Source organism: Sporomusa intestinalis (assembly GCF_055383785.1).
Genome location: NZ_AP042390.1, coordinates 3,819,823 through 3,846,484, shown reverse-complemented (window position 1 = coordinate 3,846,484; position 26,662 = coordinate 3,819,823). Strand labels below are relative to the sequence as shown.

The window sequence follows — 26,662 nt, the reverse complement described above, 5'->3', positions numbered from 1 at the left end:
GTTGTGGTGGCAGGGACGGGACAGGCAGCAGCGAAGCCAGGCGAATAACAGCAGGAGATGTATGTATGAGCATGCAACCGGATGTAATGATCGTCAATGCCCGTATTTGGACCGGGGAGCCGGCCAGGCCTTATGCGGCAGCGCTGGCGGTTAAAGACGGTTTGATAGTGGCGGTTGGCGGCACTGACCAGCTGCGTTTGCTGCCGGGGCGCCGCACCCGGGTTGTGGATGCGGCTGGTCAACTGGTTTTGCCGGGTTTTATTGATAACCACACCCACCTGCTGGCCGGCGGGCTGCAGCTGTTGTCCCTGGATCTGCGGGCGGTGGCCGGGAAAGACGGCTTTATCCGGGCCATTGCCGGGAGGGCGGCTGTTATGCCGCCGGGGCAGTGGCTTACCGGCGGCGGCTGGAATAATGATCAGTGGGCACAATCCCCGCTGCCGTCGAAAGAATGGGTGGATGCGTTTACCGCCCATATCCCGGTTTTTCTGACCCGCAGTGACCTGCATATGGGCTTTGCCAACAGTGCGGCCCTCCGCCTGGCCGGAATCAGCCGGAATACAGCCAATCCCCCCGGGGGTGTTATTGAACGGGACCCCTGGGGTGGTGAACCTACCGGTATTCTTAAGGATAATGCCATCCATCTTGTGCAGCGGTGCCTGCCGGCGCCCACCGAGGAGCAGTATGACAAGGCCCTGACCGCCGCGTTGCGGCATGCTGCCCGGCTTGGCATCACCTCGGTTCAGGATATCACCGCCTGGCAGGGCTGGCAGGACTGGGAGGCGTTCCGGCGCTTTCAGCAGCAGCAAAAGCTGACTCTGCGGATTTATGCCCGCACGCCCATCTCTGAATGGGAGCGGCAGCCGGCCCTGGCGGCAGAGGGGTTCGCCGGTGATGCCTGGTTGCGGCTGGGCGGGGTAAAGGGGTTTGTCGACGGTTCGCTGGGGTCAGGAACGGCGCTGATGTTTGCCCCCTATGACGACCGGCCGGACACGGCCGGGCTGCTGGCCGACCAGATGTATCCGGAAGGGCTTATGCAGGCGCGGATTGCGGCTGCCGATAAAGCCGGACTGCCTGTAGCGGTGCATGCCATCGGCGATAAGGCCAATCATCTGCTGCTGGATATATTCGAGGCGGTTATGAAAGCCAATGGGCCGCGGGACCGCCGGTTCCGCATTGAGCATGCCCAGCATCTGCTGCCGGCCGATGTTGTGCGCATGGCGCGGCTGGGCATTCTGGCTTCCGTGCAGCCGGCCCATGTGTATGAGGATGGGAGCTGGGCCGGTAGCCGGATTGGCGAGCAGCGCTGCCGGCAGGCCTACGCCTTTCGCTCCCTGCTGGCGGCCGGTGTTGCCGTTTCTTTTGGCACTGACTGGCCTGTGGCGCCGCTAAACCCTTTTCAGGGCATTTGCACAGCCGTAACCCGCCGGACGCAGGCCGGCACCCATCCCGGCGGCTGGGTGCCTGAGCAAAAGCTGACTGTCGGTGAATGCTTGCAGGCTTACACGCGGGGCAGTGCGTATGCCGAATTCAGCGAGGCAGTCAAAGGGACGCTGGCAGTTGGCAAACTGGCTGACCTCATTGTGGTTTCCCGGGACGTGCTAGCAGCTCAGCCGGAAGCAATCGCCGAAACCCGGGTCTTGTGCACAATCGCCGGCGGCACCGTTGTCTATGAAGAATAGACAATAGCTGCCGGCGTGTATTGCAAGCCGTTATCTAGCTGATTTTTATACTGGAGGGATGAAAGATGAAGTATGCAAAAAATAAGCTGGCCATTGTCGGTGTGGGGCATGTGGGCTCAGCGGTACTGAATTGTGCTTTGTCCTTTAACCTGGCATCAGACATTGCGCTTATCGATATCATTGAAAAAAAGGCCATTGGTGAAGCCCTGGATGCCAGCCACGGCACGCCGTTTGCCCCTGGCCCGAATGTGCATATTCATGCCGGCGGTTATGAAGAATGCAAAGATGCCAGGGTGATTATTGTGGCCGCCGGTCCCAGCATTCTGCCGGGCGAGAAAACAGACCGCCTGCTGCTGGCCGACAGGAACGTCCAGGTGATCAAAGATGTCATGACGGCAATAACGCAATATACCAAAGAGGCCATTATCATTATCATTACTAATCCGCTGGATATAACCCTGTATTGTGCCCAGAACCTTTTTGGCTATCCCCGGCATAAAGTGTTTGGCACCGGCACAACCCTGGAAACGGCAAGGCTCCGGCGGATTTTAGCCACTAAATATGCTGTGGACCCTAAGAACGTCCATGGCTATATGCTGGGGGAACACGGCAATTCGGCCTTTCCGGCCTGGAGCCTTGTGAATGTGGCCGGAATCCCCAGTGACAGGCTGGATGAGTATTTTCAGCCGTCTGAGCCGCTGGACCGGGAAAAAACAGCGGCGGCGGTTGTGAATGTGGCCTATGATGTCCTCAATTTTAAAGGCTGCACAAACTCCGGCATCGCCATGGTTGCCTGCCGGCTTGCCCGGGCCGTGCTGTTCAATGAAGGCAGTATTTTTCCTGTGTCGACAACCCTGACGGGAGACTACGGCCTGAGCCAGGTTGCGTTGAGCCTTCCCTGCCAGATTACTGCCACCGGTGTAACCAGAAGGCTTAATGTTCCCCTGCTGGCGGCTGAAAAGGAAAAGCTGCACCACAGTGCGGCCAGCATCAGCCAGGTGCTGCGGTCGGTAGGCTTAGTCGGCTAGCTCACCGGTCCATTGCGGAACACAGTAGGCTGACTACGGCAGGAGGTGGAGATTTTCAATCAATATGTAATACGGGCAATGGTGCCGTCTGATTATGCAGCGGCCCTGAGCCTGTGGCAGCAGACCGCGGGGCTGGGGTTGAGCGAGGCCGATTCTGCTGCGAATATTGACCAGTTTCTAAGCCGGAACAAGGGAATGAGCTTTGTTGCGCAAGCGGGGCAGGAGCTGATTGGCACCTGCCTGTGCGGCCATGACGGACGGCGGGGGTTTCTCTACCACCTGGCAGTGCAGCCCGGCCACCGCCGGCAGGGAATCGGCCGGGCGCTGGCTGAGCGGTGCTTAGCGCAGCTTAAGGCCGCCGGTATAGCCAAGTGTCATTTGTTTGTGCTGGCCGATAACCGGCAAGGGCTGGCCTTCTGGGGCCATGTAGGCTTTCAGGGGCGAACGGATATCTGTATCTACTCCAGCAATATCGGCCGCTAATCCATATTGACATTCTGGAAAATATATGTAAAAATATTTTCAAGGTGAGTGTGCATAACAGCAGCGATGCTGGAGCTGTACAGAGGCTTGGCAAGCCTTACACGCGGGTAACAGCCCTGCGGAGTCACAACACTGTGATTCTGCGGGGTTTTCTTATTGGCTGATGGCGGGCTTGTCTGGCTGTCCGGGGTTTACAACCCATTGCTGCAGGGCAGAGGAAAGGGGTTGACAAAATCACGCGGTGAAAGGAAGGCGGTTCGACTATGAGTGAACTTTTTTTCCGGAATACACCACAGCTGGCAACAGAGCGGTTACTTTTGAGACGGCTTGAGCCTGAAGATGCCGCAGCGGTTTTTGCGTATGCCTCAGATCATGAGGTAACGAAATACCTGTCATGGGATACCCATAAAACAGTGGCGGATTCGCTGGCCTTTATAAATTTCACGGTCGAACGGTACCGAAAAGATGAGGCCGGAGACTGGGCCATTATTCTGCAGGCAACGGGAAAACTCATCGGCACCCTGGGGTTTCCCCAGGTCGACAGGAAAAATAATCAGGCAGCTATCGGCTATGTGTCCGGCCGCCATTACTGGGGCGCCGGCCTGATGCCGGAAGCTGTCCGGCGGCTATTGCAGTTTGCTTTTCATGAGCTGAAGCTAAACCGGATTGAGTGTATTCACGCTTTGCCAAATACGCGGTCAGGACGGGTTATGCAAAAGGCGGGTATGACTTTGGAAGGGGTTGCCCGGGAGCGGCTGTTCGCTAAAGGCCGGTACTGGGATGTTAAACAATATGCCATTCTCCGGTCGGACTGGCACCGGGCCAGAGGGATACGGTAACCTCTAGCAGCATGGCCGGCGGCGGGGGAAGTTGATTGGAGTCACCTATGAAAGCAAAGCACGCTGGCTTATTGCAGATTCATGCAGCAGTATTTTTATTTGGTTTATCCGGTTTGTTTGGGAAACTCGTGGCTTTGCCGGCCGGCTTCATTGTTTTGGGCCGGGTGTTTTTTGCCGGCATCTTTCTGTTGCTGCTGCTGGTTTATCTCCGGCAAAATCTCAGGCTGAAACGGCAGCGGCATTATGTTTATCTGGCCGGAATGGGCATAATCCTGGCAGTCCACTGGGTCTCTTTTTTTCTAGCGATTCAGACCGCCACCGTCGCCATCGGGCTGTTAACATTTTCTACATTTCCCGTCTTTGTAACCTTTCTGGAACCATATTTTTTAAAAGAAAAAATCAGGCCTGCCGATATCCTTGCCGCCTTGCTTACCGTCTTGGGGGTTATGCTGGTGATCCCGGAATTCCAGTTGCATAATAATGTGACCCAGGGTGTTCTGTGGGGAATAGTCTCCGGCTTCACCTATGCTGTGCTATCAATGCTTAACCGGAGCTTTGCCGGTGAATACTCTGCTTTGGTCATTGCCTTCTACGAGCAGGCCGCGGCCGCCATCCTGCTCTTGCCGCTGCTTCTCCTTTGTCCCCTGCCGGCGGTGCAGGCTCAGGACATCCTGTTGCTGATGCTGTTAGGGGTCGTTTTCACAGGTGTTTCTCATTCCCTGTTTATTAACGGCCTGAAAACAATCAACACCCAGACGGCCGGCATTATCTCCAGTCTGGAGCCGGTATATGGCGTCCTCTTTGCGGTTATGCTGCTGCAGGAGATACCGGCACTAAGAGAAATTTGCGGCGGCCTGATTATTGTCGGTACTGTTGTCTACAAGTCCATTGACGCAGGGGCGCCGTCCCGGTGAGGAAGCATCTTTTTGCCGGGCAGGGTACAATAATTAAAAATAAATTGCTAGTACTTCCTCTTTCTTAAAACCACTGAATAGTTTGCGTAGATTTTTTCGCAAGGCAAGGCGGAGGCCGTTAACCGATTCGGTAAGACCTGCTGTAATGAGGCCGGCAGGTGATAGGGCTCTTATTCCTTGCGCGGGCCGCGCATAGCGGACATATGTAAAGGTGACGACAACGCAGCAGTCATTTTGGCCGTCATCAAACTAAAAAGATAATGTGGTCAAGACACTAGTTTAGGAGGTTATGTGATGAGTCAAGCAAAAGAATTACCACAAAATCAGCCAGGCCATTTACGGATTGTATTCGGCAATACCGACCGGGCGGCAGACGAGATAATCGCCTATATCCGCAGCAATGTCAGCGAATTTGCCGGCCTGAGCATGGCGGCGGCGGCCGTCCCGCAGCGGGTTGGCCAGGCCGTTGTTGATGTCAAGGTCCCGGCGGCTGCAATAGACAAGGCAAAGCTCCGGCAGCGCCTGAATGAGGCCGGGTCATGCATGTTCCAGGTTGAGGCCATGGAAGAAATTAAATAAACAAACAAAGTAAACAGGGCTCAACATGACAGTTCTTTTGACTCAAGGGGACGGTTCTCTTGAGTCTGTTTTTATTATTGAATTAGTGGGATTTTTTTCGGCAGGAAGCAGTCATTAAGCCAGCAACAGGGGCCACTGAAATAGCGTGGCTAAAAATGAGTAATGGCGGCAGGGCCGCCGATTGGCGGTTGATGTTGATAATTAGCAAGCAAAAAAATGACTCAAAAGAACCGTCCCCCTGAGTCAAGGCAAGCCAGCAACAGGGCCATTGAAAATAGCATGCTAAAAATGAGTAGTGGCGGCAGGGCTGACGATTGACGGTTGATGTTGATAATTAAAAAATGACTCAAGAGAACCGTCCCCTTGAGTCACCCGTGGGTAAAAAAATACATTTTTTGTAATTGGAAAATAAAGGAATTGAATTAAGCGATGACGAACAAGTGTATACATGTTGAAAGAATGAAGGTTTTAGGGATTTGCCGGGATATTTATTTGGTTTATTTTTAGGTGGCGCGGCAAAAATGACAGGATATGTATTAAGCTGACGGAGGTGTCGATAATCAGCTGAAAGGCTGGGATTGTGGAGAAGCTTAATGGAATAAAGCGGTTAATGGTAATTGGCAGGTCATTCCGGCAAAAACTAACTGTGATGGGATGTAAACCATAAAGGGAAAAGAGGGATGTTTTGTTTGCGTCGTTTGAACATTGCGTGGAAGGCATACCTGATTGTCAGTGTTATAATTACTATAGCCGCCGCAGCTGTTGCCGGTTATTTTATTGCTGAAAAAAAGGATCTGCTTGTTACCAACAAGCAATTCGCTTTATTAAAATTAGCCTCAACCCTTGAAAGAGAGCTCAATCAGGATGAGCTGGCCAGGGAGATTATCAAGGGGGACGGATCAGCAAGTAACCAGGCAGAGAAGGCTGCTGTTCTTAATAATGTGTATCAGCCGTTTTTATTAGAGACAGCAATGGCAAACCCTGAATATGAGCTTGGGATTTCTTTTGATAACCCGGCCGGCCGGGAGGGTCAGTCCGGGCTGCATGTAAGCTACCCACTGTATATTGACGGTCAGTTCACCGGTTATATGGAGGCAAGTTATAGGCCTGATTATCTCGATATGGAGATCGGCCGGCACACACTATCACTGCTCAGTTTGGTGTTTGGCTGCTGGTTTTTGACAATGTCACTGCTCTATTTGGTTTTTTATAAGCTTACCGTTGAAATCGGCCGGTTAGCCTCTCCAGCCAGTGAAGCGGGGGCCGAAGGACGGGAGGAGGCAGCAGGACGGCAGGCAAATTCAAAGCTTGCCTGCCTGATAGATCTTTGTCCGCTGCCGATTATTGAGTTAGACAGTAATGGCTGTATCGCCAATTTGAACAAGGCTATGCAGGATTTTTACAACAAATATCTTGCATACAGCCGGGAAGCGATAATTGGAGAATCGATTCAGGTACTATCCGGTCAGTTGGGTATTGAATATAAGAAAAGCTTTATTGGCCGGATAATGGCCGGACAGGAAATTAGAAACGAATACGTAAGACAGCTGGACTGCGACTGGATAATAAACGGAGCGCCGATTATTAATGCCGCTACCGGCCGCGTTAACGGGGCGATTGCCATTTATCACGATATATCCGAAGCAGAGAAAACCAAGCAGGAAATGGCAAGGCTGGAGGGCCTGAATGCGATTGGCGAGACGGCAGGCTCTGTGGCCCATGAATTACGGAATCCGGCCTGTACAATAAGAGGTTTTGTGGAGTTATTACAGAGGAAATGCCGGGAGGATCAGCGGGAATATTACCGGATTATCTTAGAGGAATTAGACCGGATGAATGGTATCATCGAGGACTTTCTGTCGCTTACCAGGACCCGGCTGGTTGATAAAATACCCCTTGATATTAACGAGGTGCTGCACTCGCTGTACCCCCTGATTTTGTCTGATGCCATTAAAAACGGGATTGAGCTGAAATATTGTCTTTGTGACAAGACGGACACCCTTGAATTGAATCCAAGGGAGATCCGGCAGCTTGTTCTTAACCTGGCCCGGAACGGGATGGATGCCATGGGCCCGAGGGGGACTCTCCGGATTTCCACCAAGAAATCGGTTAATGGCGTAACGCTTGTTATTCAGGATACCGGTACCGGCATCCAGCCGGAACTAATTAACCGCATATTTGAGCCCTTTTATACCTCGAAACAAAATGGAACCGGCTTAGGCCTGGCCGTGTGCCGGAATATTGTTGAAGGCCATGGCGGGGTGATTAAGGTGGAATCTGAGGTCAATAAAGGTACGTCGTTTACCATGTTTTTCCCCCGGGTCGAGCCGGCGTGCTGCTGCGCGGCCAAGCCCGGTCAGGAAGCGGCTGTTATTCCGCGGTCTGAAGAAGCAGGACGCCGGGCAGGAGGGCTTTTACAGGCCGGAAAAAGCCGCACCCTTTAGGTGCGGCTTTCAGCCTGTAGACAAAAGCAGAATCACTCCCAACATTATGGTAAAATGAAGAAGGGAGTGATTTTATTATGTATGTAAAAAAGAATCGAGACAGCCAAAGGCAAATCAAGTTTGTATGTTTGGAAGATTTAGTGCCCGAGCAGCATATGTTACGGGATATAGATAGAGCCATTGATTTTAGTTTTATCTACGAAGAAGTAAAAGGATTATATAGCGAGATAGAGTGGGGAAAACCGGGAATCGACCCGGTAAGCCTGTTTAAAATAGTATTTATACAACACCTGTTTGGAATCCGAAGTATGCGTCAGACGATCAAAGAAATAGAAGTGAATATGGCCTATCGGTGGTTTATCGGCTACGATATGACAGAACCGATCCCCCACTTCTCGACCTTTGGCAAGAACTATACGAGACGATTTAAAGATACGGATGTGTTTGAGCGGATATTTGCCCGTATCTTACAAGAAGCCGTTGATAGTGGTTTTGTCGATGCGAGTGCCGTGTTTATGGATGCAACGCATATCAAAGCCAGTGCAAACAAAAAGAAAGCCCGGAATGAAATGGTAGAAAACCAGGCCAAGCAGTATCAGCAGCAATTAGAGGAAGAAATCAACAAAGACCGGCAAAATCATGGGAAAAAGCCCCTGAAAAAGGATGACGATGAGCCTCCGGAAATGAAAGCAAGCAAGCAAAGCTGCACCGATCCGGAAAGTGGGCTATTCCACAAAGGAGAGCATGACAAGTGCTTTGCCTATGTGACTAACACAGCCTGTGACCGGCATAACTTCATTCTGGACTTTGAGGTTGGGGCCGGAAATAGTCACGACAGCACCCTGTTTGATAGAGTGTATGACAAGCTAATCGGTCAATTTCCAGAGATCAAAGTAGTGGCTGTAGATGCAGGATATAAAACGCCGTGGATCATGAAGCAGGTAATAGATAGTGAAAGGATTCCGGCCGTGCCGTATAAGCGGCCAATGACGAAAGAAGGATTCTTTAAGAAATACGAATATGTGTATGATGAATATTATGATTGCATAGTGTGTCCTGGCAATCAGGTACTGTCATACAGTACAACGAACCGGGAGGGATACCAGGAATTTAAAAGTGATCCCAAGTACTGTAAAGACTGTCGGTATTTATCGCAATGTACCCAAAGCCAGTTACACCAAAAACTCGTCACACGTCATGTATGGGAGAACTACATAGAAATAGCCGAAGACTATCGGCATATGCCAGTCTATCGAGATATCTATAAACTGAGAAGTCAAACGATTGAGCGGGTATTTGCGGATGCAAAGGAAAAACATGCAATGAGATATACACAATTGCGGGGTCTGCAAAAAGTAAAGATGCAGGTAACCCTTATTTTTGCCTGCATGAATTTAAAGAAGCTAGCCACCTGGAAACGGAGAACGGGGCTATTAGCTCCTTTGTTTGCCGATTTTTGGCTCGGAAAACTTGCTTTTTTATCTCCTTGTTTCCACTCATTGACAAAAGGCACCTTACGCTTTGCGTAAAGTGCCTTTTTGTCTACGGTCTGAAAGCCGCACCCTTTAGGTGCGGCTTTGTTTTCCTGATAGAAAGGTTAACTTTCCCTGGATAAGGGCAACAGCGGCTTCCGCTTTTGCTATGGCTCGGCGCAAGCCGTGTTTCTTTATTGGCCGGCTGCTGCCTGCCGGTCTGGTGAAACCCCAAGCGGGCACAGCGGGTTATGTGTTGTCTGCGCCGGCAAAGCATTGCTGAATGCGGCTAAAGGCCCAGTCTATCTCGTCCCGGGTAATTGTCAGCGCCGGGGCAAAGCGGATGATGTTTGTGTGGGTTTCTTTGCACAGCAGGCCCCTGTTTTTCAGTTGTTCACAATAGGGCCGGGCCGGTACTGTCAGTTCGAGGCCGATAAACAGACCCCGGCCGCGGGCTTGGCTGATGACCGGATGGGAGAGCCGGCGGAGCTTGTCAAGAAAATACCGGCCCAGGGTAAGCGAGTTTTCCACCAGGTTTTCTGCTGCCAGCACCTCCAGGGCGGCTGTGGCCACGGCGCAGGCCAGGGGATTGCCGCCAAAGGTAGAGCCATGGGAGCCCGGGTTGAATAAGCCCAGAATGCTTTTATCGGCCGCAACGGCGGAAATGGGAAGCACCCCGCCGCCTAAAGCCTTACCCAGTATATACATATCAGGGATGACATCCTCCCAGTCACAGGCAAACAGTTTTCCCGTCCGCCCCAAACCTGTCTGAATCTCATCGGCGACAAATAAAACGTTATTAGCTGTGCACAGCTGGCTGGCCTGGCGGAGAAAACCGTCAGGGGGGAGAATAATACCGGCTTCGCCCTGAATCGGTTCCAGCAGGAAGGCGGCCGTGCTGGGGGTTATCGCTTTCTCCAGGGCGGCCAGGTCACCGTAGGGAATCAGGACAAAACCCGGGGTAAAGGGGCCAAAGCCTTCCTGGTATTCAGGCGCAGAAGAGAAGGAGGTAATCGTTACTGTCCGGCCATGAAAATTTCCGGTGCAGACGATAATCTCGGCCTGATTTTCCGGCACGCCTTTATGGCGGTAAGCCCAGCGCCGCACCGCTTTTATTGCCGTTTCCACCGCTTCGGCGCCGGTGTTCATCGGCAGGAACATATTCTTGCCGGTAAGTGCGGCCAGCTGCTCAAACAACTGATACAGCTGATCATTATAGAATGCTCTGGAGGTTAAGGTTACTTTATCGGCTTGATTTTTTAGGGCGCTGATAATTTTCGGGTGTCTGTGGCCGTGATTAAGGGCCGAGTAGGAACTGAGCATATCCATATAGCGGTTGCCTTCCGGATCTTCCACCCATACCCCTTCTGCCCGGGCTATTACTATTGGCAGGGGATGATAGTTGCGGGCTCCCAGCAAATCGGTTTTGCGCATAATTTCCTTGGAAATAACCATACCTTTTCTCCTTATACGGTGATATTGTTCTCGCTTTGTACCCTTTCCCTGATGACCAAGCCAAATCCTGCCGGCCCGGGCTTATTTGACTAAAAATTTACAGCTGTAGCAGGTGCGTATTCATATTGACAGTCCCGGGATTAAGTTATATTCTAGCAATAGATGTATATGTGCATATGCACTGTGTTTTTGATTATATTGTGAAAGGTGTTAGTATCATGGAACATGCTGCAGGTACCTATCCTAAAACCCCCAGTCCCTGTCTGTGTCTTAACCTACGGCGGGCTTCCCGGGCGGTAACCGGGTTTTACGAACAAATCTTACTGCCCAGCGGGCTTAAAATTACACAATATTCCCTCCTGCGGCACCTGGAGCACGTGGAGCCGGTTACAATCAGTGAACTGGCGAAAGTCATGCGTATTGACCGGACGACGCTGAACCGGAATATGAAGCCGCTGCTTGAGGCCGGTTTCATCGCCCTGAATACCGGCATCGACCCGCGTTCCCGGCAAATCCGCCTTACTGAAGCGGGCAAAGCAGCCATCCGGACTGCGTCAGGGTTATGGGATGAGGCCCAGGCCGCATTACGGCAATATCTGGGGGAGCCGGAGGTGGAGCAGTTTAATCACCTGATCGCCAAACTGGAGGCCTTGGTACCGTAATATACCGGTTTTTCCCCTGCTGTTATCCGTAAGCCATAGCCGGGCGTAAGCAGTACGCAGTCAGGGGAGGCCGGCCGGACTGGTTTAGGATCAGAGCTGGGTTTCGCAATAACACAGGGATTTCAGGCGCTCAATCGCGAAGCTGGCGTCGGCCAGAATTTCCGGCCAGTATTTAATATTGTCCACGATCTTGTTTTGTATTTCCACTGTCAGGGCATCCCAGGGGATCAATAAGGGATGGAGCTTTTTTTGCTCATTGAAGAGTCGGCTGTATTTCCAGCCGGCTTCTTTTTTTTCCAGTGACCAGCGCTTATGATCATATTCGGCTAACAGCCGCAGCTCTTTGGCGGAGAATTCGATTGGCGCCGGCTTTTCATTGACGGCAACAACATCATAGTTAATTTTGCGCAGGGCATTGGGAATGTGTTTGGCCAGGCTGCGGACCGTCGCCTTATATTCTTCCCTGAGGCCGGGCCAGGAACAGCGGTAGCCGGCAGCGGCCTGATCATTATCTTCCCGCAGATAAGCCGATTTATGATGGAGATCCATCGCCAGCTGCTCAATCTTTTCGCTGTAGAACGCATCATGCATCAGGTGCCGGGCAAATTGCTCTTCATCTACGTGCAGCTTCAGCTGCTCTTTCGGCGGCAGATGGGATTGTTCCCACTTTTTCGCTTGTGACAGCCGGCTCATTTCCAGGATTGCTTCCATTGACCTTGATTCATGCTTATACCTGGGAGCCTTGAGGAGGGCCCGCAATACCCCGTCGTCAATCTGCGCCTGTCCGTGTTCGTTCAGCAAATGCGGTGTTTTGCGTTCTAACAGGGAACGCAGCAGCATAGCCCGGCGGATCACAAATAAATGGTCTCCCTGTTCATCGGTCTGATTCGGTCCCAGGATATTGACATAACCGCGCAGGCGGCTGACAAAATCCGGCCCTTTGGCGCTTTGGAAATGCCGGAGGAACTGTTTATACTCTGCTTCGTCCTGCAGTGTTTCGCCGCAAAACTCTGTAAAGGTGCTGCTGGTGCCGCCGGCAAATACAAAAATCGCTTTGCCCAGCGGATGCAGCGAATCGCCTTCCCGGAAGACCCCGTCCTGCATCGGGGCCAGAAAGTACTTCAGCCAGCCCAGGCTGCCGTTGAAGGCGGAATCAAATTCGTCAAAAAAGACCAGCGGGAGTTTGCCTTCAAGGACAAGATCCCGCACCCTGTGAAAAGCGGCAATGAGGTCTGTCAGGCTTTGCAGCTGGGACAGATTAAAGCTTAGTTTTTGAATTAATCCGGGGGCAATACTGGCGGCTACCTCGGTAACGCCAAACGATTTGCCGGAGCCCGGGGTGCCGAACACGGCGATGGAGAGCGGCCGGGTGGCATGTTTGGCGGAAATGTATTCCAGGATGAGGTTTTTTATACTGCGGTAACCCTCAATTTCAGTCCGGTCCACTGTGATTAAGCTGCCGAATCTGGCGATGGGGATAAATTTAAGGGCGCTTTTTTCACCGTTTTTTACAATATCATAGGCAATCTCCGACAGGCCGGTAGAGCTTTTGTCTTTAATAATGTACCAGCAGGCCCGGCATTTGGGGTTGTTGGAATTGCGAATGGGAACATCCTGAATGTGTTCTTTATAGATGAAATCATTTTCGCCTTCGCTAAATATAGCGGGATCAGGGAAGTTATTATCCGGCAGCCCGGCACCGAAACCGAGGTTATAATATTTCTGGGCCGCAACAATCCCCTCGCGGATGCCTTCTTCAATTGATTTAGTCAGATCCTCCTGCAGCTGGAGGCCGGCGACAATGCTATGGGCAAGGCCGGCAACAAAACAGGACGAGAGGCCGTACATTCGGCCCTGTGATTCTTTGATAAAACTCCCCTCAAACTCATTAGTCATAAAAAATAGACGCGATTCAGCGGTCAGGCCGTCATTGCGATAATAAACAGCGCCTTCCAGGCCCAGGGGGACGATAAGGTGGCGGGCATTGGCCAGATAGGCAAGGGCCGGATTATTATTGATTTGCCAGACAAAGTCCAGCGCCGTTTTTTCCCAGGAGAGGCCTTTGCTGATATTAACGCCCTTGGCCCGCAAATCGTCGCCGTAAATAACGACAATGGCATGCGGCAGGTGGTTTTTTTCAATCTGCTGCCAAATAGGGCTGGAGCTGGCGGGGTTATTGGTTTTATAAATAATAACAGGCGCTGTGCCGGGCGTTTTCAAAGCCAGCGGCCAGTATTCCTCGCTCGCGTTAAAGCCGTCATTGTTGTCATCCAATATGACCAGCCGGGCCTGCACATCGTCCTCAATAATGGGCAGCAAGGCGGGGGAACCGGCGGCAGGCCCGGTAAACCCCAGAAACCGGGCTATGCGGTAGACCCTGTCAGGCAGGCCGGCCTGATGCTGTACCGGGAAGAGACCCAACTCCAGCGTAGACCGGAGAATTCCCGGCGGCAGGCTTTCGTCTGCCAACTGCAGCTGGGGTGAATGGACGACCGCTCCTGTTGATAAAGCGACAAGCTTGGCCAGTAATAGCGCTGCGCCGCCTTTGCTGGCCTGCTGCAGCTGGGGGAAATGCTGCCAGTTTAACCCCGCAGGACCCTGCTGTTTAGTTTGCCATTGATGGATATTTACACAGATATCGCCAGCGACGGCAATACTCACTTTGGTATTCTTCACAGTTTGTGACCTCCCCCTGTTTGACCAGCCGGTTACCGGCTAATCTGTTTTCTTTATTGTAGCTGTTATTAATATTGTAGTTGATATTAAAGGCAAATGTAATCATAATGTGATTGGGGCAGCGAAAAAAAATTCCCCCTGTAACGCTGCAGGCAATTGCCCTGGCAGGCATTGTCGAAAATCGTCAAAACTGGTATACTGAGCTTTGAGGTGTTTGCTATTGAGTAGGCAAAGAAAGATGCTGACGCTAAAGAAAAAAGTGATCGGGTTCCTTTTGGCCGGGTTAATGCTGCTGCCGGGGGCTGGCGCCAGGGCCGGCGCGGCAGAGGGTATCCCGGTTCTGCTGTACCATCATATCGGCAGCGACGACGGTGGCTTACCCCGGCTGACCGTGACTGCCGCCGAGTTTGAGCGGCAGCTTGGGCTGTTGAAGCAGGCTGGTTTTGAGACCATTAGCCCGGAGCAGCTGGTTGCGTATATGCAGGGCCGGCAGGTAACGCTGCCGGCGAAACCGATTATGTTTACTTTTGACGACGGCTATGATGATAATTATATGTATGCTGTGCCGGTTTTAAAGAAATATGGCTTTACAGCGGCTTTTTTGGTGGTGGGAATCAATGTTGACAGCGACCGGCGCCTTTCCGCCAGGCAAGTGCGGGAGATGGCGCAAACCGGTTTCAGTGTCGGCGGTCACTCCATGACCCACCGGGACCTGACCCAACTGGATGACAGGGAGCTTAAGCGCGAAATCAGCGGCAATAAACGGCAGCTGGAACGGATCACCGGCCGGCCGGCTGTGCTATTTTCCTATCCCTACGGTTTTTATAACCTGCCGGTCTGGGAAGCGGCGGAGGCCAGCGGCTATCAGGGGGCTTTTACCGTATTAAGCGGCCTGAACAAACCAGGCCGGGATCATGTTTTTTTATTAAGGCGGATTCCCATTTTCGACACTACTGATTTTGACAGCTTGCTTACCCGGCTTGACAAGCCGCCGACGCCGCCCAAATTACTGGATTATCTGCCTGAGATAATTGAGCCGTAAAAGAGCAAGCCCCTAACACACAACGAGGATAAAGGTGAATAAATGGAGAGAATTGTAGATGTTACCGGGGGCAAAGGCGGCAACGCTTTTTTGATCCTCGGTCAAGACCAAACAGCTTTGATCGATTGCGGCATGGCCTATTGTGCAGACCGGCTTATCAGCAATATCAGGCAGGTGCTTGCTGCCAGACCGCTGGATTATATTCTGATCAGCCATTCTCATTATGACCATATCGGAGCCATTCCTTATCTAAAAACAAGCTGGCCGGCGGCCAGGGTGCTCGGTGCCGAATATGCCCGGCGGATCTTAACCAGGCCGAATGCGCTGCAAACCATCAAGGAGCTTGGCCGGCAGGCGGCCCTGCTTTATGGTGCTGCTGTGCCGGCAGCATATGATGATGCCTTGCTGCAAGTGGACCAGTGCCTTGCTGACGGGGACAGGCTGGAACTGGGGGGATTGGGCATTACCGTGCTGGAAACAAAAGGACACACCCAATGTTCCCTGTCCTTTTTGCTCAGTAACGGCGTGTTGTTCCCCAGTGAAACTACCGGGTATATGAGTAAGGCCGGCGTGGTATATCCCGGCTTTATAACAAGTGATACCGACGCCATTGCGTCTATTAAGAAATGCAGGGCAGCCAGGCCCCGCTTTATTATTTCGCCTCATCACGGTCTGCTGAGTGAAGCGGAAACGGCTGGTTACTGGGAGCAATGTCTGGCCGCAATCGAAGAAACCAGAAATTTTATTCTCCGGTTATTTGCGCAAGGCTGTACGGCGGAAGAAATTTTAAGCGAATATGAAAAAAATTTCCGGGATGACGAAAGCAGGCGGGAACAGCCGCTCAACGCTTTTAATTTAAATGCCCGGGGAATGATAAAAACTGTATTGAAAACCAAAAAAGGTTAGCTAAAAAAGAGGTGCCGGCTTTGTTGTCGTTTTCCGCAAAGCCGGCTTTTTTTTATTTTCAGCAACCCTAAAGGCCCGATTGATAGCGGTTTTCAGCATTGGCAGCAATCTCCGCCGCCGAATAGCAATTGACTTTAAATTTGAAATTATATATCATAATTTATAACTGCATAATTTTTACATTTGCATACATTACTAGCCGGGAGGGGTGAGGATTGCGCATTAAGTTAATTGGCTGCCAAGCCACGCAGGAGGAAGTGACAGGGTTGGAGCTTACAGCCAGGATAGACTGCGAATTTCTTGATTTTGCCTTACATGCCCTGCCCGGGGATTTGCATCAGGAAATCCAGCGGCGAATTGATGCCAGCCAGGCTTATGACCTGATTATCCTGACCTATGGGCGGTGTTCGCACGCCCTGGCGGGACTGGTTTCCGCCCGGGTGCCCATGGTGGCGCCGGCAGCCCATGACTGTGTCAGCCTGTTATTGGGTTCAGACCGGCGGCGGCAGCAACTTTCGGAACGTAATCCGGCCGTCTATTATTTTAGCCAGGGCTGGCTGAAATATGGACGAGATCCCTATGCTGAATATCTGGAATATTTTGAAAAATATGGCGAGGCAGATGCCCGGTATCTGATTCAGACACTGTATGGCAAATACGAGGAAGCTGTATTTATCAGGACTTGTGAGGGGGAAACACTCAGGCAATGCCGGCTGCAGGTCAACCGGATTGCCAGTTTCTTCAACTGGAAGGTTAGCGAGGTGCCCGGCGACCTTGCCTTGCTGGGGGCAGTCGTCAGCGGCAGGCAGCAGCCCGATGTGATCCGGGTCGCTCCCGGCAAGCCGATAATAGTGGAGGAGGGGAATTGGTATGCAGATCAAGGTAAATGCTGAACCGGTGAATGTATTGCCGGGAGAGAGTTTAATGGCGGTATTGCTGCGCCGGAAACTGCCTGTGACCAATATCTGCAATGGCAAGGGAACCTGTGGAAAATGCAAAGTCACCATAGCCGGCCAGGCGCCGGAACCGACGGCAGTGGAATATCAGCGGCTCAGTGCCGGGGAAATTGCCACAGGCATCCGTCTGGCCTGCCAGGTTCAGCCGGCGGCGGGCATGAATGTGGTTTGCGGCACCGGCGGGCATATGGACCGCAAAACCGCACTCCTGTTTTTGGCGGAACAAGCCAGCTGCGAGCATTGTGGTTTGCTGCCGGCCCCCGTCAAGGTGGACCTGCCAACGCTTGACGATGAGCGCAGCGACAGGGAACGGCTGGTGGCAAAACTGCAGGCCAGCTATTCGCTGCCTGCGGTGACGATCGGGCTGCCGCAGCTGCAAACGTTAGCCCCGGTGCTGCGACAGGAACAGTTTGCGGTTACCGCCATTTTATGGCAGCAGCATATTCTTGCGGTGCGGCCGGGAACTGATAAGCCGCCTGTTTACGGCGTGGCCATTGATATCGGGACCACGAATATTGCCGTTGCGCTGTATGATCTGGCCGCAGGAACCCTGCTGCACCTGGCGGCGGCGGAGAACGGCCAGACCCTGTATGGGGCTGATGTAATTTCCCGGATTGATTTTGCGAATCAGAGCCAGCATAACCGTGATTTGCTGCGCCAGGCGGTAACCGGCACAATTAACGGCCTGCTGAGTAAAGTGTATGCGGCTGCAGGGGTTGACAGTCAGCAAGTCTATAAAGCGGTGGTGGTGGGCAATACAACGATGCACCATCTGTTTCTGGGGCTGGATGTTTCTTTCCTGGCCCTGTCGCCGTTTGTTTCGGTTTGCAACGATGCCCTGGACCTTAGTGCCGCTGAAACCGGCCTGCAGCTGCAGCCCCAGGCTAAGGTCCTTTTATTTCCCAATGTGGGGGGCTTTGTCGGCGGTGATACGCTGGGGGCCGTGCTGGGGGCGGAGGCGCTTTTGCAGCAGGGACGCCACCTGTTGATCGATATTGGCACGAATTGTGAATTGTATTTGCAGGACGGTTCCCGGATGTGGGCCTGCTCCACTGCTGCCGGCCCTGCTTTTGAAGGCGCCGGCATTACCTGCGGCATGCGGGCGCAGCCGGGGGCCATTGAGCGGGTCATGATTGACAGCGAGTCAGTGACGGTTGCCGTTATCGGCGGCGGACCGGCAACAGGCATCTGTGGCTCGGGGCTTATTGAAGCGGTGCAGCAAATGCGCCAGGCCGGCATTATCAATCAACAGGGCGGCATTCGGAATCCGGCCGAGCCGGAGGAGCAGGCCAGGCTGAGTCCCGGTCTGCTGGCCCGTATCCGTGAAGGCCGGCAGGGACGGGAGTTTGTTCTGGCTTCTGACGGCGCCGGCAATGATGTTGTCTTAACCCAGCGTGATATCAGTCAGCTGCAACTGGCAAAAGGGGCGGTCTGCGCCGGTATCCGGACCTTGCTGGATATTGCCGGCCTGGGGCTGGCTGAGCTGGATTCGGTCGTGCTGGCCGGCACGTTTGCGTCTCATCTTAATCTGGCCAGTACAGTGGACATTGGCCTTATTCCGCAGCTGAGCCTGCATAAACTCCGGACAGCCGGCAATGCGGCCCATGCCGGGGCCGTTAAGGCACTGCTGGACCAGCGGGCGTTTGACCGCCTGTGCCGCCAGGCCAATACTATTACCCATGTTGAACTGGGCGGCAGCGCCACCTTTAGTATGTATTTTATGGAAAGCATGTATATCGCACCCTGCGAGCTATAATCAGGTTTACCCCGATGCGGTTACAAGATAATGAGACAGATTGGGGTGAGTAGAAGCGATGGTTGACAGAAATCTGGTTGATCTCCAGTATCTCCAGGAGGTATTAGAGAATTTTTCGAAAGCAACCGGCCTGCATGTGGCGATTGTCAACAAAGCCGGCGAATCCTTCGGGTTGTTTGCCACAGCCGAGCGTTGCGAGTTTTGCCGGTATATCCGCAGTAAACCCAACGGCGTGGCGAAGTGCCGGGCTTCTTACAAACAGGCCACGCAGGAAGCTTCCAAGTGGGAGGAGCCGTATTTCTTCCGCTGCCGGGCCGGCCTGGTGATCTGGGTAGTGCCTATCAGCCTGCGGGGGATTTCGCTGGGCAGTATTATCTGCAGCCAGGTGCTGCTGTGGAAACCGGACCGGTTCTTTTATCAGGAGCTGCGCGAGCTGAATCCGGAAGTGGATGATTTTGCGGAAATGGAAAGAAAAGTAAATCAGCTGGATATTATTGCCCCTGACCGCTTTCAGGCGGCGGCCGATGTCTTGTATGTCACCGTCAATCAGCTGATGCAGCGGGACTTGCTGGTGCTGGAAAAGGTGGATACCTATAAGATCCAGCAGCGGATCCGCAAAGAGCTGGAGGAGCGCAAAAAGCAGCAGCAGTCTACCGCCAAAGAGGAAAACGATTACGGGACCTATCTGCAGCGGGAGCGAAGCTTTCTCCGCTATATCCGGCTTGGCGACAAGGCCAGGGCGGAAAAACATCTGCACACCTTGCTGACCCAGCTGTTTGTTAAAGCCACCGGTGACCAAAGGACCATTAAAATGCGGATTGTCGAACTGGCCGCGCTGACCTCGCGGGCTGCGGTCGAAGGCGGGGCCGAACCGGAGGTCGTTATGGTCATGCTGCAGCAATTTAACGAGAAGATCAATGAATGCCGCCAGATGGAAGAGTTTTTTTTCCGCATGCAGAAACTGGTGGGGGTATTTCTGGACCAAAGCCTGTCGCTGGAGGATAAGAAACACAGCGGTCTGGTCAATGAGGCGAAAGGCTTTATTATGGAGAATTTTTCGCGGTCGATTAAAATTGATGATGTGGCGGCGCAGCTGTTTATCAGTCCCTCTTATTTGTCACGCCTGTTCAGGCAGGAACTCAAATGCACGGTCAATGAATATATTACCCGGGTCCGGGTGGAGCAGGCTGTTGAGCTGATGAAAAAGCCGGAGCTGAGTGTCGCCCAGGTATCCCAGTCAGTCGGCTTTCAGAGTCAAAGTTATTTTGCCAAGGTGTTTTGTAAACATATCGGCGTGGCACCATTGATTTATCGTAATAGTTTGTCTTAACGGAGGGATGGCCATGATTTATGCTGAAATTACCGAAAAAGTCAAGGCCGGCGATGCAGAAGCCGTAATCGAACTTTGTTGCAAAGCTTTATCCCAGGGGTATCCGGCCCTGGCGGTGCTGGAAAAGGGACTTATTGTCGGTATAGACCTGGTTGCCGATAAATTCAGCCACAGGCGGGTCATTGTTCCGGAGGTGTTAATGTCCTCACGGGCCATGCATGCCGGCCTGACAATCCTGGAGCCGCAGCTGAAGCATAAGGCCAAGCGGCCGACAACAGGCACCATCGTGATTGGGACTGTAGCCGGGGACCTGCATGATATCGGCAAAAATCTGGTAAAGCTGACAGTAATGGGGACCGGTGCCCATATTGTCGATTTAGGGATTGATGTCACGCCGCAGAAATTTATTCAGGCCGTGGAAAAAACCAAGGCGGAAATCCTGATGATGGCGGCATTGCTGACAACGACGATGCCGGTCATGCGCAAAGTCATCAATGCACTGGAAGAAGCCCAGATGCGGCAGGGCATGATTGTGGCTATCGGCGGAGCGCCTGTCGACGAAGCCTTTGCCCGCGCTATCGGCGCTGATTGTTACTTTAAATGCGCTAAGGACGCCAAAAGCTTTTTGGAGCACAATCTGAATAAGATTGTGCTCAGGCGCAAGCTGGCTACTTAGAAACTTACGACTGCTATTGACGTCTGGCGAACAAAACAGCCGGCCCTTGCCGCAAGGGCCGGCTGCTGCATTCGCTGCCGGTGGTACCGGTTACGGTAAACTTGTTTTGTGATTTTCTTCGCAAATATCATTATGCACGGATTGCATTCAAAAGTACAAAACTGTTGCGAATTTTCAGAATGTCAATAATGCTATAATGAAAACAGGTAAAGGCAATATATGGTACAGGGTGTATCAGAAGGAGGTGGCTACGCCGATTTCAGATGATCAGAGCATATATCGCCATTATGACATATGAGTGTGAGGACTGAAAAGAAAATCACCGCAAAACAAGAGGAGGAAGAAAAATGGATCTAAATCAACTTTCGCTTACTGTGCAAAAAGGAAGTACCGCCAAAGTAAAAGAACTGGTGTCTGAAGCTCTGGCCCAGAATGTGTCACCGACCAAAATCTTAAATGACGGTTTGATCCAGGCGATGTCGGTAGTAGGAGAAAAATTTAAAAATAACGAAGTGTATGTACCGGAGATGTTAATGGCCGCAAAAGCCATGAATGCCGGCATGCAGGTGCTGGAGCCTATTTTGACGGCTACCGGAGTTAAGCCGATCGGCAAGGCTGTCATTGGTACCGTAAAAGGCGATTTGCATGATATCGGCAAAAATCTGGTACGGATGATGCTCAAGGGCGCGGGGATCGAGATGTATGATCTGGGGATCGATGTGTCTGCCCAGGCGTTTTTAAATAAAGCCAAAGAGGTCGGGGCCGACATGGTTTGCCTGTCTGCCCTGCTTACGACAACCATGCCTTATATGGACAGCGTAATCAAGGAGTTCGAAAAAGACGGCGTGCGCAGCCAGTTTGTGTTCATGATCGGCGGCGCTCCTGTCAGTGAAAACTATGCCAAGAGCATCAACGCCGATTATTACGCCGAAGATGCTGTCGTGGCCGTGGATGTTGCTAAAAAAATACTGGCCAAAAAATAATAAGGGACCAGTAAAAAGAGCGAGAGTTGGGGAGGTAGAGTTAAAATGGCAAGGACGTATGATAAACTGGCTTATAATTCTTTAAACGATTTTATCTATGGCAGTGCACCCAATCCTGTTACATGCAAAAACGGGATGGTGATCGGCGGTGGCGAAATTTACCCGGAACTGAATTTTACCCTGCCGCCAATGGAGGTAAACGCCGGTACCATGCCGGAAATCAAAGAGATTTACAGTGAAATGATCAACGGGGTGCTGAAACGGGCGAAAGAATTGTATGCACCGGGGATTGTGGTGGAGTTCGAAATGCTGCCGGAGATGACCCTTGTCCCTGAATGGGGCATTGAAGTCAGTAATCTGCTGCGCAATGCCATGTCGGAATATGAAGCCAAATACGGGCTGAAAAGCGCGCTGCGCAGCACGCCCGGTGATGTGCGGGAATTTAAGCGGCCGCCGCTGATGCGCAGTGGCGAAATCTTTGACAACCTGCTGCGGACAATTGAAGGTTCGGCCAAGGGCGGGGCTGACTTTATCGCCATTGAGTCAACCGGCGGCAAAGAGATTCATGACGAGGCGCTGGTGAATGCCGACCTGACCAAGGTTATCTTTGCCTTAGGGATTATGGGCACGCGGGATATGAAATTCCTGTGGGAGCACATTGTACGGATCGCTAAGGAGAATGGGGCCCAGGCCGCCGGCGATACGGCCTGTGGGTTTGCCAATACGGCGATGGTCCTCGCCCACAAGGGTTTTATCCCCAATGTGTTTGCGGCGGTGGTACGGGTAGCCAGTGCGGCCAGGACTCTGGCGGCTTATGAAGCCGGCGCGGTTGGCCCGGATAAGGACTGCGGCTATGAAGGTGTATACTGCAAAGCGATAGCCGGCATCCCGATCGCCATGGAAGGAAAATCAGCGGCTTGTGCTCACCTGAGTGCAGTCGGCAACATTGCCGCCGCGGTGGCCGACCTCTGGAGCAATGAGTCTGTGACCAATGTCCGGCTCTTATCCGATATCGCCCCGGTCGTTTCCATTGAGCAGCTCATTTATGACTGCCGGCTGATGAATGTGGCGAAACAAAAAGGCTATGGGATTACCTTCCGGGATTTGCTGGCAGAATCTGATTCCAAATGGGATCCCCAGGCATATGTGCTGCGGCCTGATGTAGTCTTTGACATCAGCCGGGAACTGGTCAAGGCCAAAACACCGTTCCTCCGGACCAAGGCCGGGGCCAAACTGGCAATAGATGCCATCAGAAAGGCCGTTGACAATAAAGAAGTCTATATTGCCGAACGGGAAAAGAACTGGCTGGATATCATGGATGATCAGGTGGCGGCTATTCCGGATGATGAAGAAAAGTTCTGGCATGAAGTGAAGGGCGATTTGGAACTGGATACGTTTATTCCGTCCGAATATGAACTGGACTGACTCCCGGCCGGTGCAGCGTAACTCATAAAAACTTACTTCAGGCGGGTACCCCTCTCCCGCCTGAAGGTTAGTTACCCTTAGCCAGGGACTTAGCCGCCCGCAACTCCCCCTGGCGGAAGCGGGAGGTGCGGGCGGACTACGGCTTATATTGAATCGTGAGAGAAGGAGGACAATAAAAGCATGATAATTGTCGGAGAACTGATTAATTCCAGCCGTAAAGCCATCGCGGCGGCAATAGAAGCCCAGGATGTGGAAGCCATTCAGAAAGTAGCCAGAGATGAGCTGGCAGCCGGAGCGAATTACATTGACGTGAATGCCGGAATTTTCGTTGGCAAGGAAGCAGATTACCTGAAATGGCTGGTTAAGATTGTGCAAGAAGCTGTAGATGCCCCCTGTTGCATTGATAGTCCTGACCCGAAATGCGTAGAACAGGCTCTTGCGATTCACAAGGGAACAGCGATGGTTAACTCAATCTCCCTGGAGAAAGAGCGGTATAATCAATTGCTGCCTGTCGTTGCCGGCACCGATCTTAAGGTAGTGGCCTTATGTATGAGTGATGACGGCATGCCGGAGACTACCGAGGACAGGCTGAAAATTGCCGATAAGCTGATCAATAACCTCACCCAGCATAATGTGCCTCTGGATAATATTTATGTCGATGCCCTGGTACAGCCGATTGCTACCAGCGATACCTTCGGCATCGAGTTTTTAGACGCGATCCAGGCCATTATGACCAACTACCCAGGCGTGCATTCTGTTTGCGGGTTGTCCAATATTTCCTACGGCTTGCCGAACCGCAAATTCATGAATCAGATGTTTGCCGTCATGGGAATTGCCAAAGGGCTGGACGGATTGATTATTAACCCGCTGGACAAAGCGATGATGGCCAGTATTATTACGGCTGAAACACTGGCCGGCCGTGATAATTTCTGTGTAAACTACCTTGAGGCCTATCGCAGCGACGCTTTTGTCTGGTAATTTAGATTGCAGGGGCTGTCTCCAAGTGGGGGAGATAGCCTCTTGCTGTTAGCAGGGAAGAAGGGGAGAACCTATGCATATTTTGCTTTTTGGCGGCTTTCTGGGATCAGGCAAAACCACACTTATTTTGCAGGTAGCAAAATACCTGACAGACACCCGCCGCCAGACTGTCGCCATTATTGAAAATGAGATCGGCGCCGCCGGGGTTGACGACAAGCTTTTTTCCGAGCGCGGCCTGCAGGTAAAAAAGCTGTTTGGCGGTTGCGTGTGCTGCCAGATCGGCACCGATTTGATCAGTGCCATCGACGAAATTTATACGGCGGTAAAACCGGACTGGCTGATTATTGAAATGACCGGCCTCGCCTATCCCTCCAAAACAGCCGGCCTGATCAGAAAATACAGTAAGGTGTATGCTGCTTTTAAGACAGTCACTATTGTCGACCGGGGACGGTGGTCGGAACTGATGGCGATGCTGAAACCGCTGGTGATCGGACAAGTGGCGGGAAGTGACCTGATTGTGCTTAATAAGGCCGATCTGGACGGTGAGGAGCTGGAAAAGATAACAGGGGATTTGCAGGCGATTGAGCCCGGTCTCCGGATTGTCAGCGGCAGCGCCAGCCGGGAACTACCTGCTGCGGTGCTGGAGGAGGTTATCTGCTGTGGACAGTGAGGCAACCGTTTTTAGCCGCAATCAGCGTATTATCTTGGCGGAGCCCCTAACCGCACTGGCCGCGGAGAGCCTGTTGCGGGAGTTTATCGGTGCTATTGGCAGGGCCTTATCCCGGAATGAGGTGATTCTGGGTCATATTAAGGTGCTGGCCAAATTATCGGATTCAGCGCCCGAGCAGTTTCTTTTTTTATCCCATACCCGGTTGACGCAGGTGGATGTTACCCCCTCCAAGCACTGGCCTGAGCGGGAAGAGGCTGATGTCAGCCATCTGGAGCTGTGTGTCAATGTGCTGGTTTTCGGCTATACCCTGAGTGAGGTCGAGAAGGTGGTAGCGGCAGCGCTGGCCGAGCTTGGCGGCAGTGTTTATCCGCGGCGCGGCCGGTCGTTGTCAGTGGCCGGCGGCCGAAAAAGAGGCTTGCGGCCGGTACGGTAATGGCCCGGCAGGCTGTTCCTAAAAGATAAATTCAACCGCCGCCAGGCGGTGTTTGATTTCGGCCATAATCCGGCGCTCTGCGGCCTCATCCCGGGCGGCGAAGGTGACTGAGAACCTCACATAGGCCCCGGCGTCATCCCAGGGTACGGTGGAAATCAGCTGTTCTGCAATCAGGTATTCGGAAAAAGCTTCGGCCGAAGGAAACACCGGTCCGTTCTTTATGCCCCGGGGAATTGGCGCATACAGATAAAAGGAAGCCCTGGGCTTTGTTACCGGGAAGCCAACGCTGCGCAGCACCTCTACCAGCAGGTCATGGCGGCGGGAATATTTTTGGGCTGTTTTTACCGATATCTCCGGGTGCTGCAGGCAGTAAACGCCTGCTTGCTGAATAGGGGCAAACTGGCCGGAGTCATTGTTGTCCTTGACAGCGGCAAAGCCTTTGACAACCAGCTCATTGCCGCAGATAAAGGCTAACCGCCAGCCGGTCATGTTATAGGCTTTCGACAGGGAATGGATCTCCACCCCTACGTCTTTCGCGCCGGCGACTGACAAAAAGCTCAGCGGCCTTTCGCCGTCAAAGGTCAGGGCGGCATAGGCCGCGTCGGCAACAACAATAATCTCGTTGTCCCGGGCGAAGCGGACTGCTTTTTCGTAAAATTCCCTGGTTGCCGTCGCCCCGGTGGGATTGTTGGGGTAATTGAGATATAGCAGCTTGGCCTTGCGGCATTGCTCCGCCGTCAGGGAATCCAGGTCCGGCAGGAAGGCATTGTCTGCCAGCAAGGGCAAGGGGAGCACTTCGCCCCCCAGGGCTTTGGTCATGGTGCCCAGGACCGGGTAGCCCGGAACTGTCAGCAGCGTAATGTCGCCGGGATTGATGAAGGCCAGCGGCAGGAGGGCCAAGATCGATTTGGACCCAATGCCGTGGTTTACCTCTGTTACCGGGTCTAAACCGGCCACCTGGTACACTGTTTCCATATAGCTGGCGGCGGCAGCCTTGAAGTCCTGGCTGCCGTTGTCGGTGTAGCCGCGGTTTTCCGGCCGCCGGGCCTCGCGGTACAGGGTTTCGACAACCTCCGGCTCCGCCATCCAGTCCGGTTCGCCCACACCCAGGTCAATCAATTCCCGCCCTGGATTGTTGGCAATGGCCGCCCGTTTGGCTCTTTTAATTTTTTCAAACTTGTATAAGACCGTGTCCTGGCCGAATGAATTTCCCCCGATACGCTGGGCAAACAGCTGCTGAATATAATTGTCCGCCATGGTTTGACCCCTTTCG

The 26,662-nt window shown here is 52.7% G+C and carries 23 protein-coding genes; 20 read left to right on the top strand and 3 right to left on the bottom strand.

The window, feature by feature from the left end; translation table 11 throughout:
* The first annotated feature begins 65 nt into the window (after positions 1-65).
* The 8 genes from ACZ481_RS18140 to ACZ481_RS18105 all read left to right on the top strand — a co-directional run bounded on the left by ACZ481_RS18140 (position 66) and on the right by ACZ481_RS18105 (position 9,498).
* Positions 66-1,682 carry an amidohydrolase gene (locus tag ACZ481_RS18140; RefSeq protein ID WP_464766738.1) on the top strand — a complete coding sequence of 539 codons (1,617 nt, stop codon included), beginning with the start codon at positions 66-68 and terminating at the stop codon, positions 1,680-1,682.
* Positions 1,683-1,747: 65 nt separating this feature from the next.
* Entirely contained in the window at positions 1,748-2,710 is a 963-nt protein-coding gene (locus tag ACZ481_RS18135) for an L-lactate dehydrogenase (RefSeq protein ID WP_464766737.1), read from the top strand.
* Positions 2,711-2,788: 78 nt separating this feature from the next.
* Entirely contained in the window at positions 2,789-3,193 is a 405-nt protein-coding gene (locus ACZ481_RS18130; RefSeq protein ID WP_464766736.1) for a GNAT family N-acetyltransferase, read from the top strand.
* Positions 3,194-3,456: 263 nt separating this feature from the next.
* Positions 3,457-4,032, top strand: coding sequence for a GNAT family N-acetyltransferase (locus tag ACZ481_RS18125; RefSeq protein WP_464766735.1), 576 nt, complete (start codon positions 3,457-3,459; stop codon positions 4,030-4,032).
* Positions 4,033-4,079: 47 nt separating this feature from the next.
* A complete protein-coding gene (locus ACZ481_RS18120; protein ID WP_464766734.1) occupies positions 4,080-4,946 on the top strand; it encodes a DMT family transporter in 867 nt (288 codons plus the stop codon).
* Between the two features lie 294 nt (positions 4,947-5,240).
* On the top strand, positions 5,241-5,525 hold the full coding sequence (locus ACZ481_RS18115) for a hypothetical protein (RefSeq protein WP_464766733.1): 285 nt from the start codon (positions 5,241-5,243) through the stop codon (positions 5,523-5,525).
* A 698-nt stretch (positions 5,526-6,223) separates the two neighbouring features.
* Positions 6,224-7,969 carry a two-component system sensor histidine kinase NtrB gene (locus ACZ481_RS18110; RefSeq protein WP_464766732.1) on the top strand — a complete coding sequence of 582 codons (1,746 nt, stop codon included), beginning with the start codon at positions 6,224-6,226 and terminating at the stop codon, positions 7,967-7,969.
* A gap of 77 nt (positions 7,970-8,046) precedes the next feature.
* The gene (locus ACZ481_RS18105) at positions 8,047-9,498 is read left to right on the top strand and encodes an IS1182 family transposase (RefSeq protein WP_464766731.1); all 1,452 of its coding nucleotides are present in this window, start codon (positions 8,047-8,049) and stop codon (positions 9,496-9,498) included.
* 192 nt (positions 9,499-9,690) lie between these two features.
* Here ACZ481_RS18105 and ACZ481_RS18100 read toward each other — a convergent pair whose 3' ends face one another.
* Entirely contained in the window at positions 9,691-10,896 is a 1,206-nt protein-coding gene (locus ACZ481_RS18100) for an ornithine--oxo-acid transaminase (protein ID WP_464766730.1), read from the bottom strand.
* Between the two features lie 218 nt (positions 10,897-11,114).
* Here ACZ481_RS18100 and ACZ481_RS18095 point away from each other — a divergent pair, with 218 nt between their 5' ends.
* Positions 11,115-11,558 (top strand): MarR family winged helix-turn-helix transcriptional regulator, encoded by a 444-nt coding sequence (locus tag ACZ481_RS18095; RefSeq protein ID WP_464766729.1) that lies wholly within the window; start codon positions 11,115-11,117, stop codon positions 11,556-11,558.
* Between the two features lie 90 nt (positions 11,559-11,648).
* Here ACZ481_RS18095 and ACZ481_RS18090 read toward each other — a convergent pair whose 3' ends face one another.
* The gene (locus ACZ481_RS18090; protein WP_464766728.1) at positions 11,649-14,234 is read right to left on the bottom strand and encodes a RyR domain-containing protein; all 2,586 of its coding nucleotides are present in this window, start codon (positions 14,232-14,234) and stop codon (positions 11,649-11,651) included.
* 220 nt (positions 14,235-14,454) lie between these two features.
* Between ACZ481_RS18090 and ACZ481_RS18085 the strand changes: the two genes are divergently transcribed.
* From ACZ481_RS18085 to ACZ481_RS18035, 11 genes are all read left to right on the top strand, one after another.
* Complete coding sequence (locus ACZ481_RS18085; protein WP_464766727.1) at positions 14,455-15,276, top strand: polysaccharide deacetylase family protein; 822 nt, start codon at positions 14,455-14,457, stop codon at positions 15,274-15,276.
* Positions 15,277-15,318: 42 nt separating this feature from the next.
* Complete coding sequence (locus tag ACZ481_RS18080) at positions 15,319-16,182, top strand: MBL fold metallo-hydrolase (RefSeq protein WP_464766726.1); 864 nt, start codon at positions 15,319-15,321, stop codon at positions 16,180-16,182.
* A gap of 215 nt (positions 16,183-16,397) precedes the next feature.
* Positions 16,398-17,075 carry a DUF1638 domain-containing protein gene (locus tag ACZ481_RS18075; protein WP_464766725.1) on the top strand — a complete coding sequence of 226 codons (678 nt, stop codon included), beginning with the start codon at positions 16,398-16,400 and terminating at the stop codon, positions 17,073-17,075.
* A complete protein-coding gene (locus ACZ481_RS18070) occupies positions 17,053-18,894 on the top strand; it encodes an ASKHA domain-containing protein (protein ID WP_464766724.1) in 1,842 nt (613 codons plus the stop codon). The genes ACZ481_RS18075 and ACZ481_RS18070 overlap by 23 nt, the downstream gene beginning before the upstream one ends.
* Before the next feature lie 58 nt (positions 18,895-18,952).
* Positions 18,953-20,224: a PocR ligand-binding domain-containing protein gene (locus ACZ481_RS18065; protein ID WP_464766723.1), complete on the top strand. Its 1,272-nt coding sequence runs from the start codon at positions 18,953-18,955 to the stop codon at positions 20,222-20,224.
* Between the two features lie 13 nt (positions 20,225-20,237).
* Complete coding sequence (locus ACZ481_RS18060; protein ID WP_464766722.1) at positions 20,238-20,900, top strand: corrinoid protein; 663 nt, start codon at positions 20,238-20,240, stop codon at positions 20,898-20,900.
* Positions 20,901-21,247: 347 nt separating this feature from the next.
* A complete protein-coding gene (locus ACZ481_RS18055; RefSeq protein ID WP_464766721.1) occupies positions 21,248-21,883 on the top strand; it encodes a cobalamin B12-binding domain-containing protein in 636 nt (211 codons plus the stop codon).
* Between the two features lie 45 nt (positions 21,884-21,928).
* On the top strand, positions 21,929-23,308 hold the full coding sequence (locus tag ACZ481_RS18050) for a methyltransferase MtaB domain-containing protein (protein ID WP_464766720.1): 1,380 nt from the start codon (positions 21,929-21,931) through the stop codon (positions 23,306-23,308).
* 180 nt (positions 23,309-23,488) lie between these two features.
* Positions 23,489-24,286: a methyltetrahydrofolate cobalamin methyltransferase gene (locus ACZ481_RS18045; RefSeq protein ID WP_464766719.1), complete on the top strand. Its 798-nt coding sequence runs from the start codon at positions 23,489-23,491 to the stop codon at positions 24,284-24,286.
* A 73-nt stretch (positions 24,287-24,359) separates the two neighbouring features.
* The gene (locus ACZ481_RS18040) at positions 24,360-24,956 is read left to right on the top strand and encodes a GTP-binding protein (RefSeq protein ID WP_464766718.1); all 597 of its coding nucleotides are present in this window, start codon (positions 24,360-24,362) and stop codon (positions 24,954-24,956) included.
* Positions 24,946-25,389: a hypothetical protein gene (locus ACZ481_RS18035; protein WP_464766717.1), complete on the top strand. Its 444-nt coding sequence runs from the start codon at positions 24,946-24,948 to the stop codon at positions 25,387-25,389. The genes ACZ481_RS18040 and ACZ481_RS18035 overlap by 11 nt, the downstream gene beginning before the upstream one ends.
* Before the next feature lie 18 nt (positions 25,390-25,407).
* Here the strand turns inward: ACZ481_RS18035 and ACZ481_RS18030 are convergent, their stop codons facing one another.
* The gene (locus ACZ481_RS18030; protein WP_464766716.1) at positions 25,408-26,646 is read right to left on the bottom strand and encodes an LL-diaminopimelate aminotransferase; all 1,239 of its coding nucleotides are present in this window, start codon (positions 26,644-26,646) and stop codon (positions 25,408-25,410) included.
* Positions 26,647-26,662 lie beyond the last annotated feature (16 nt).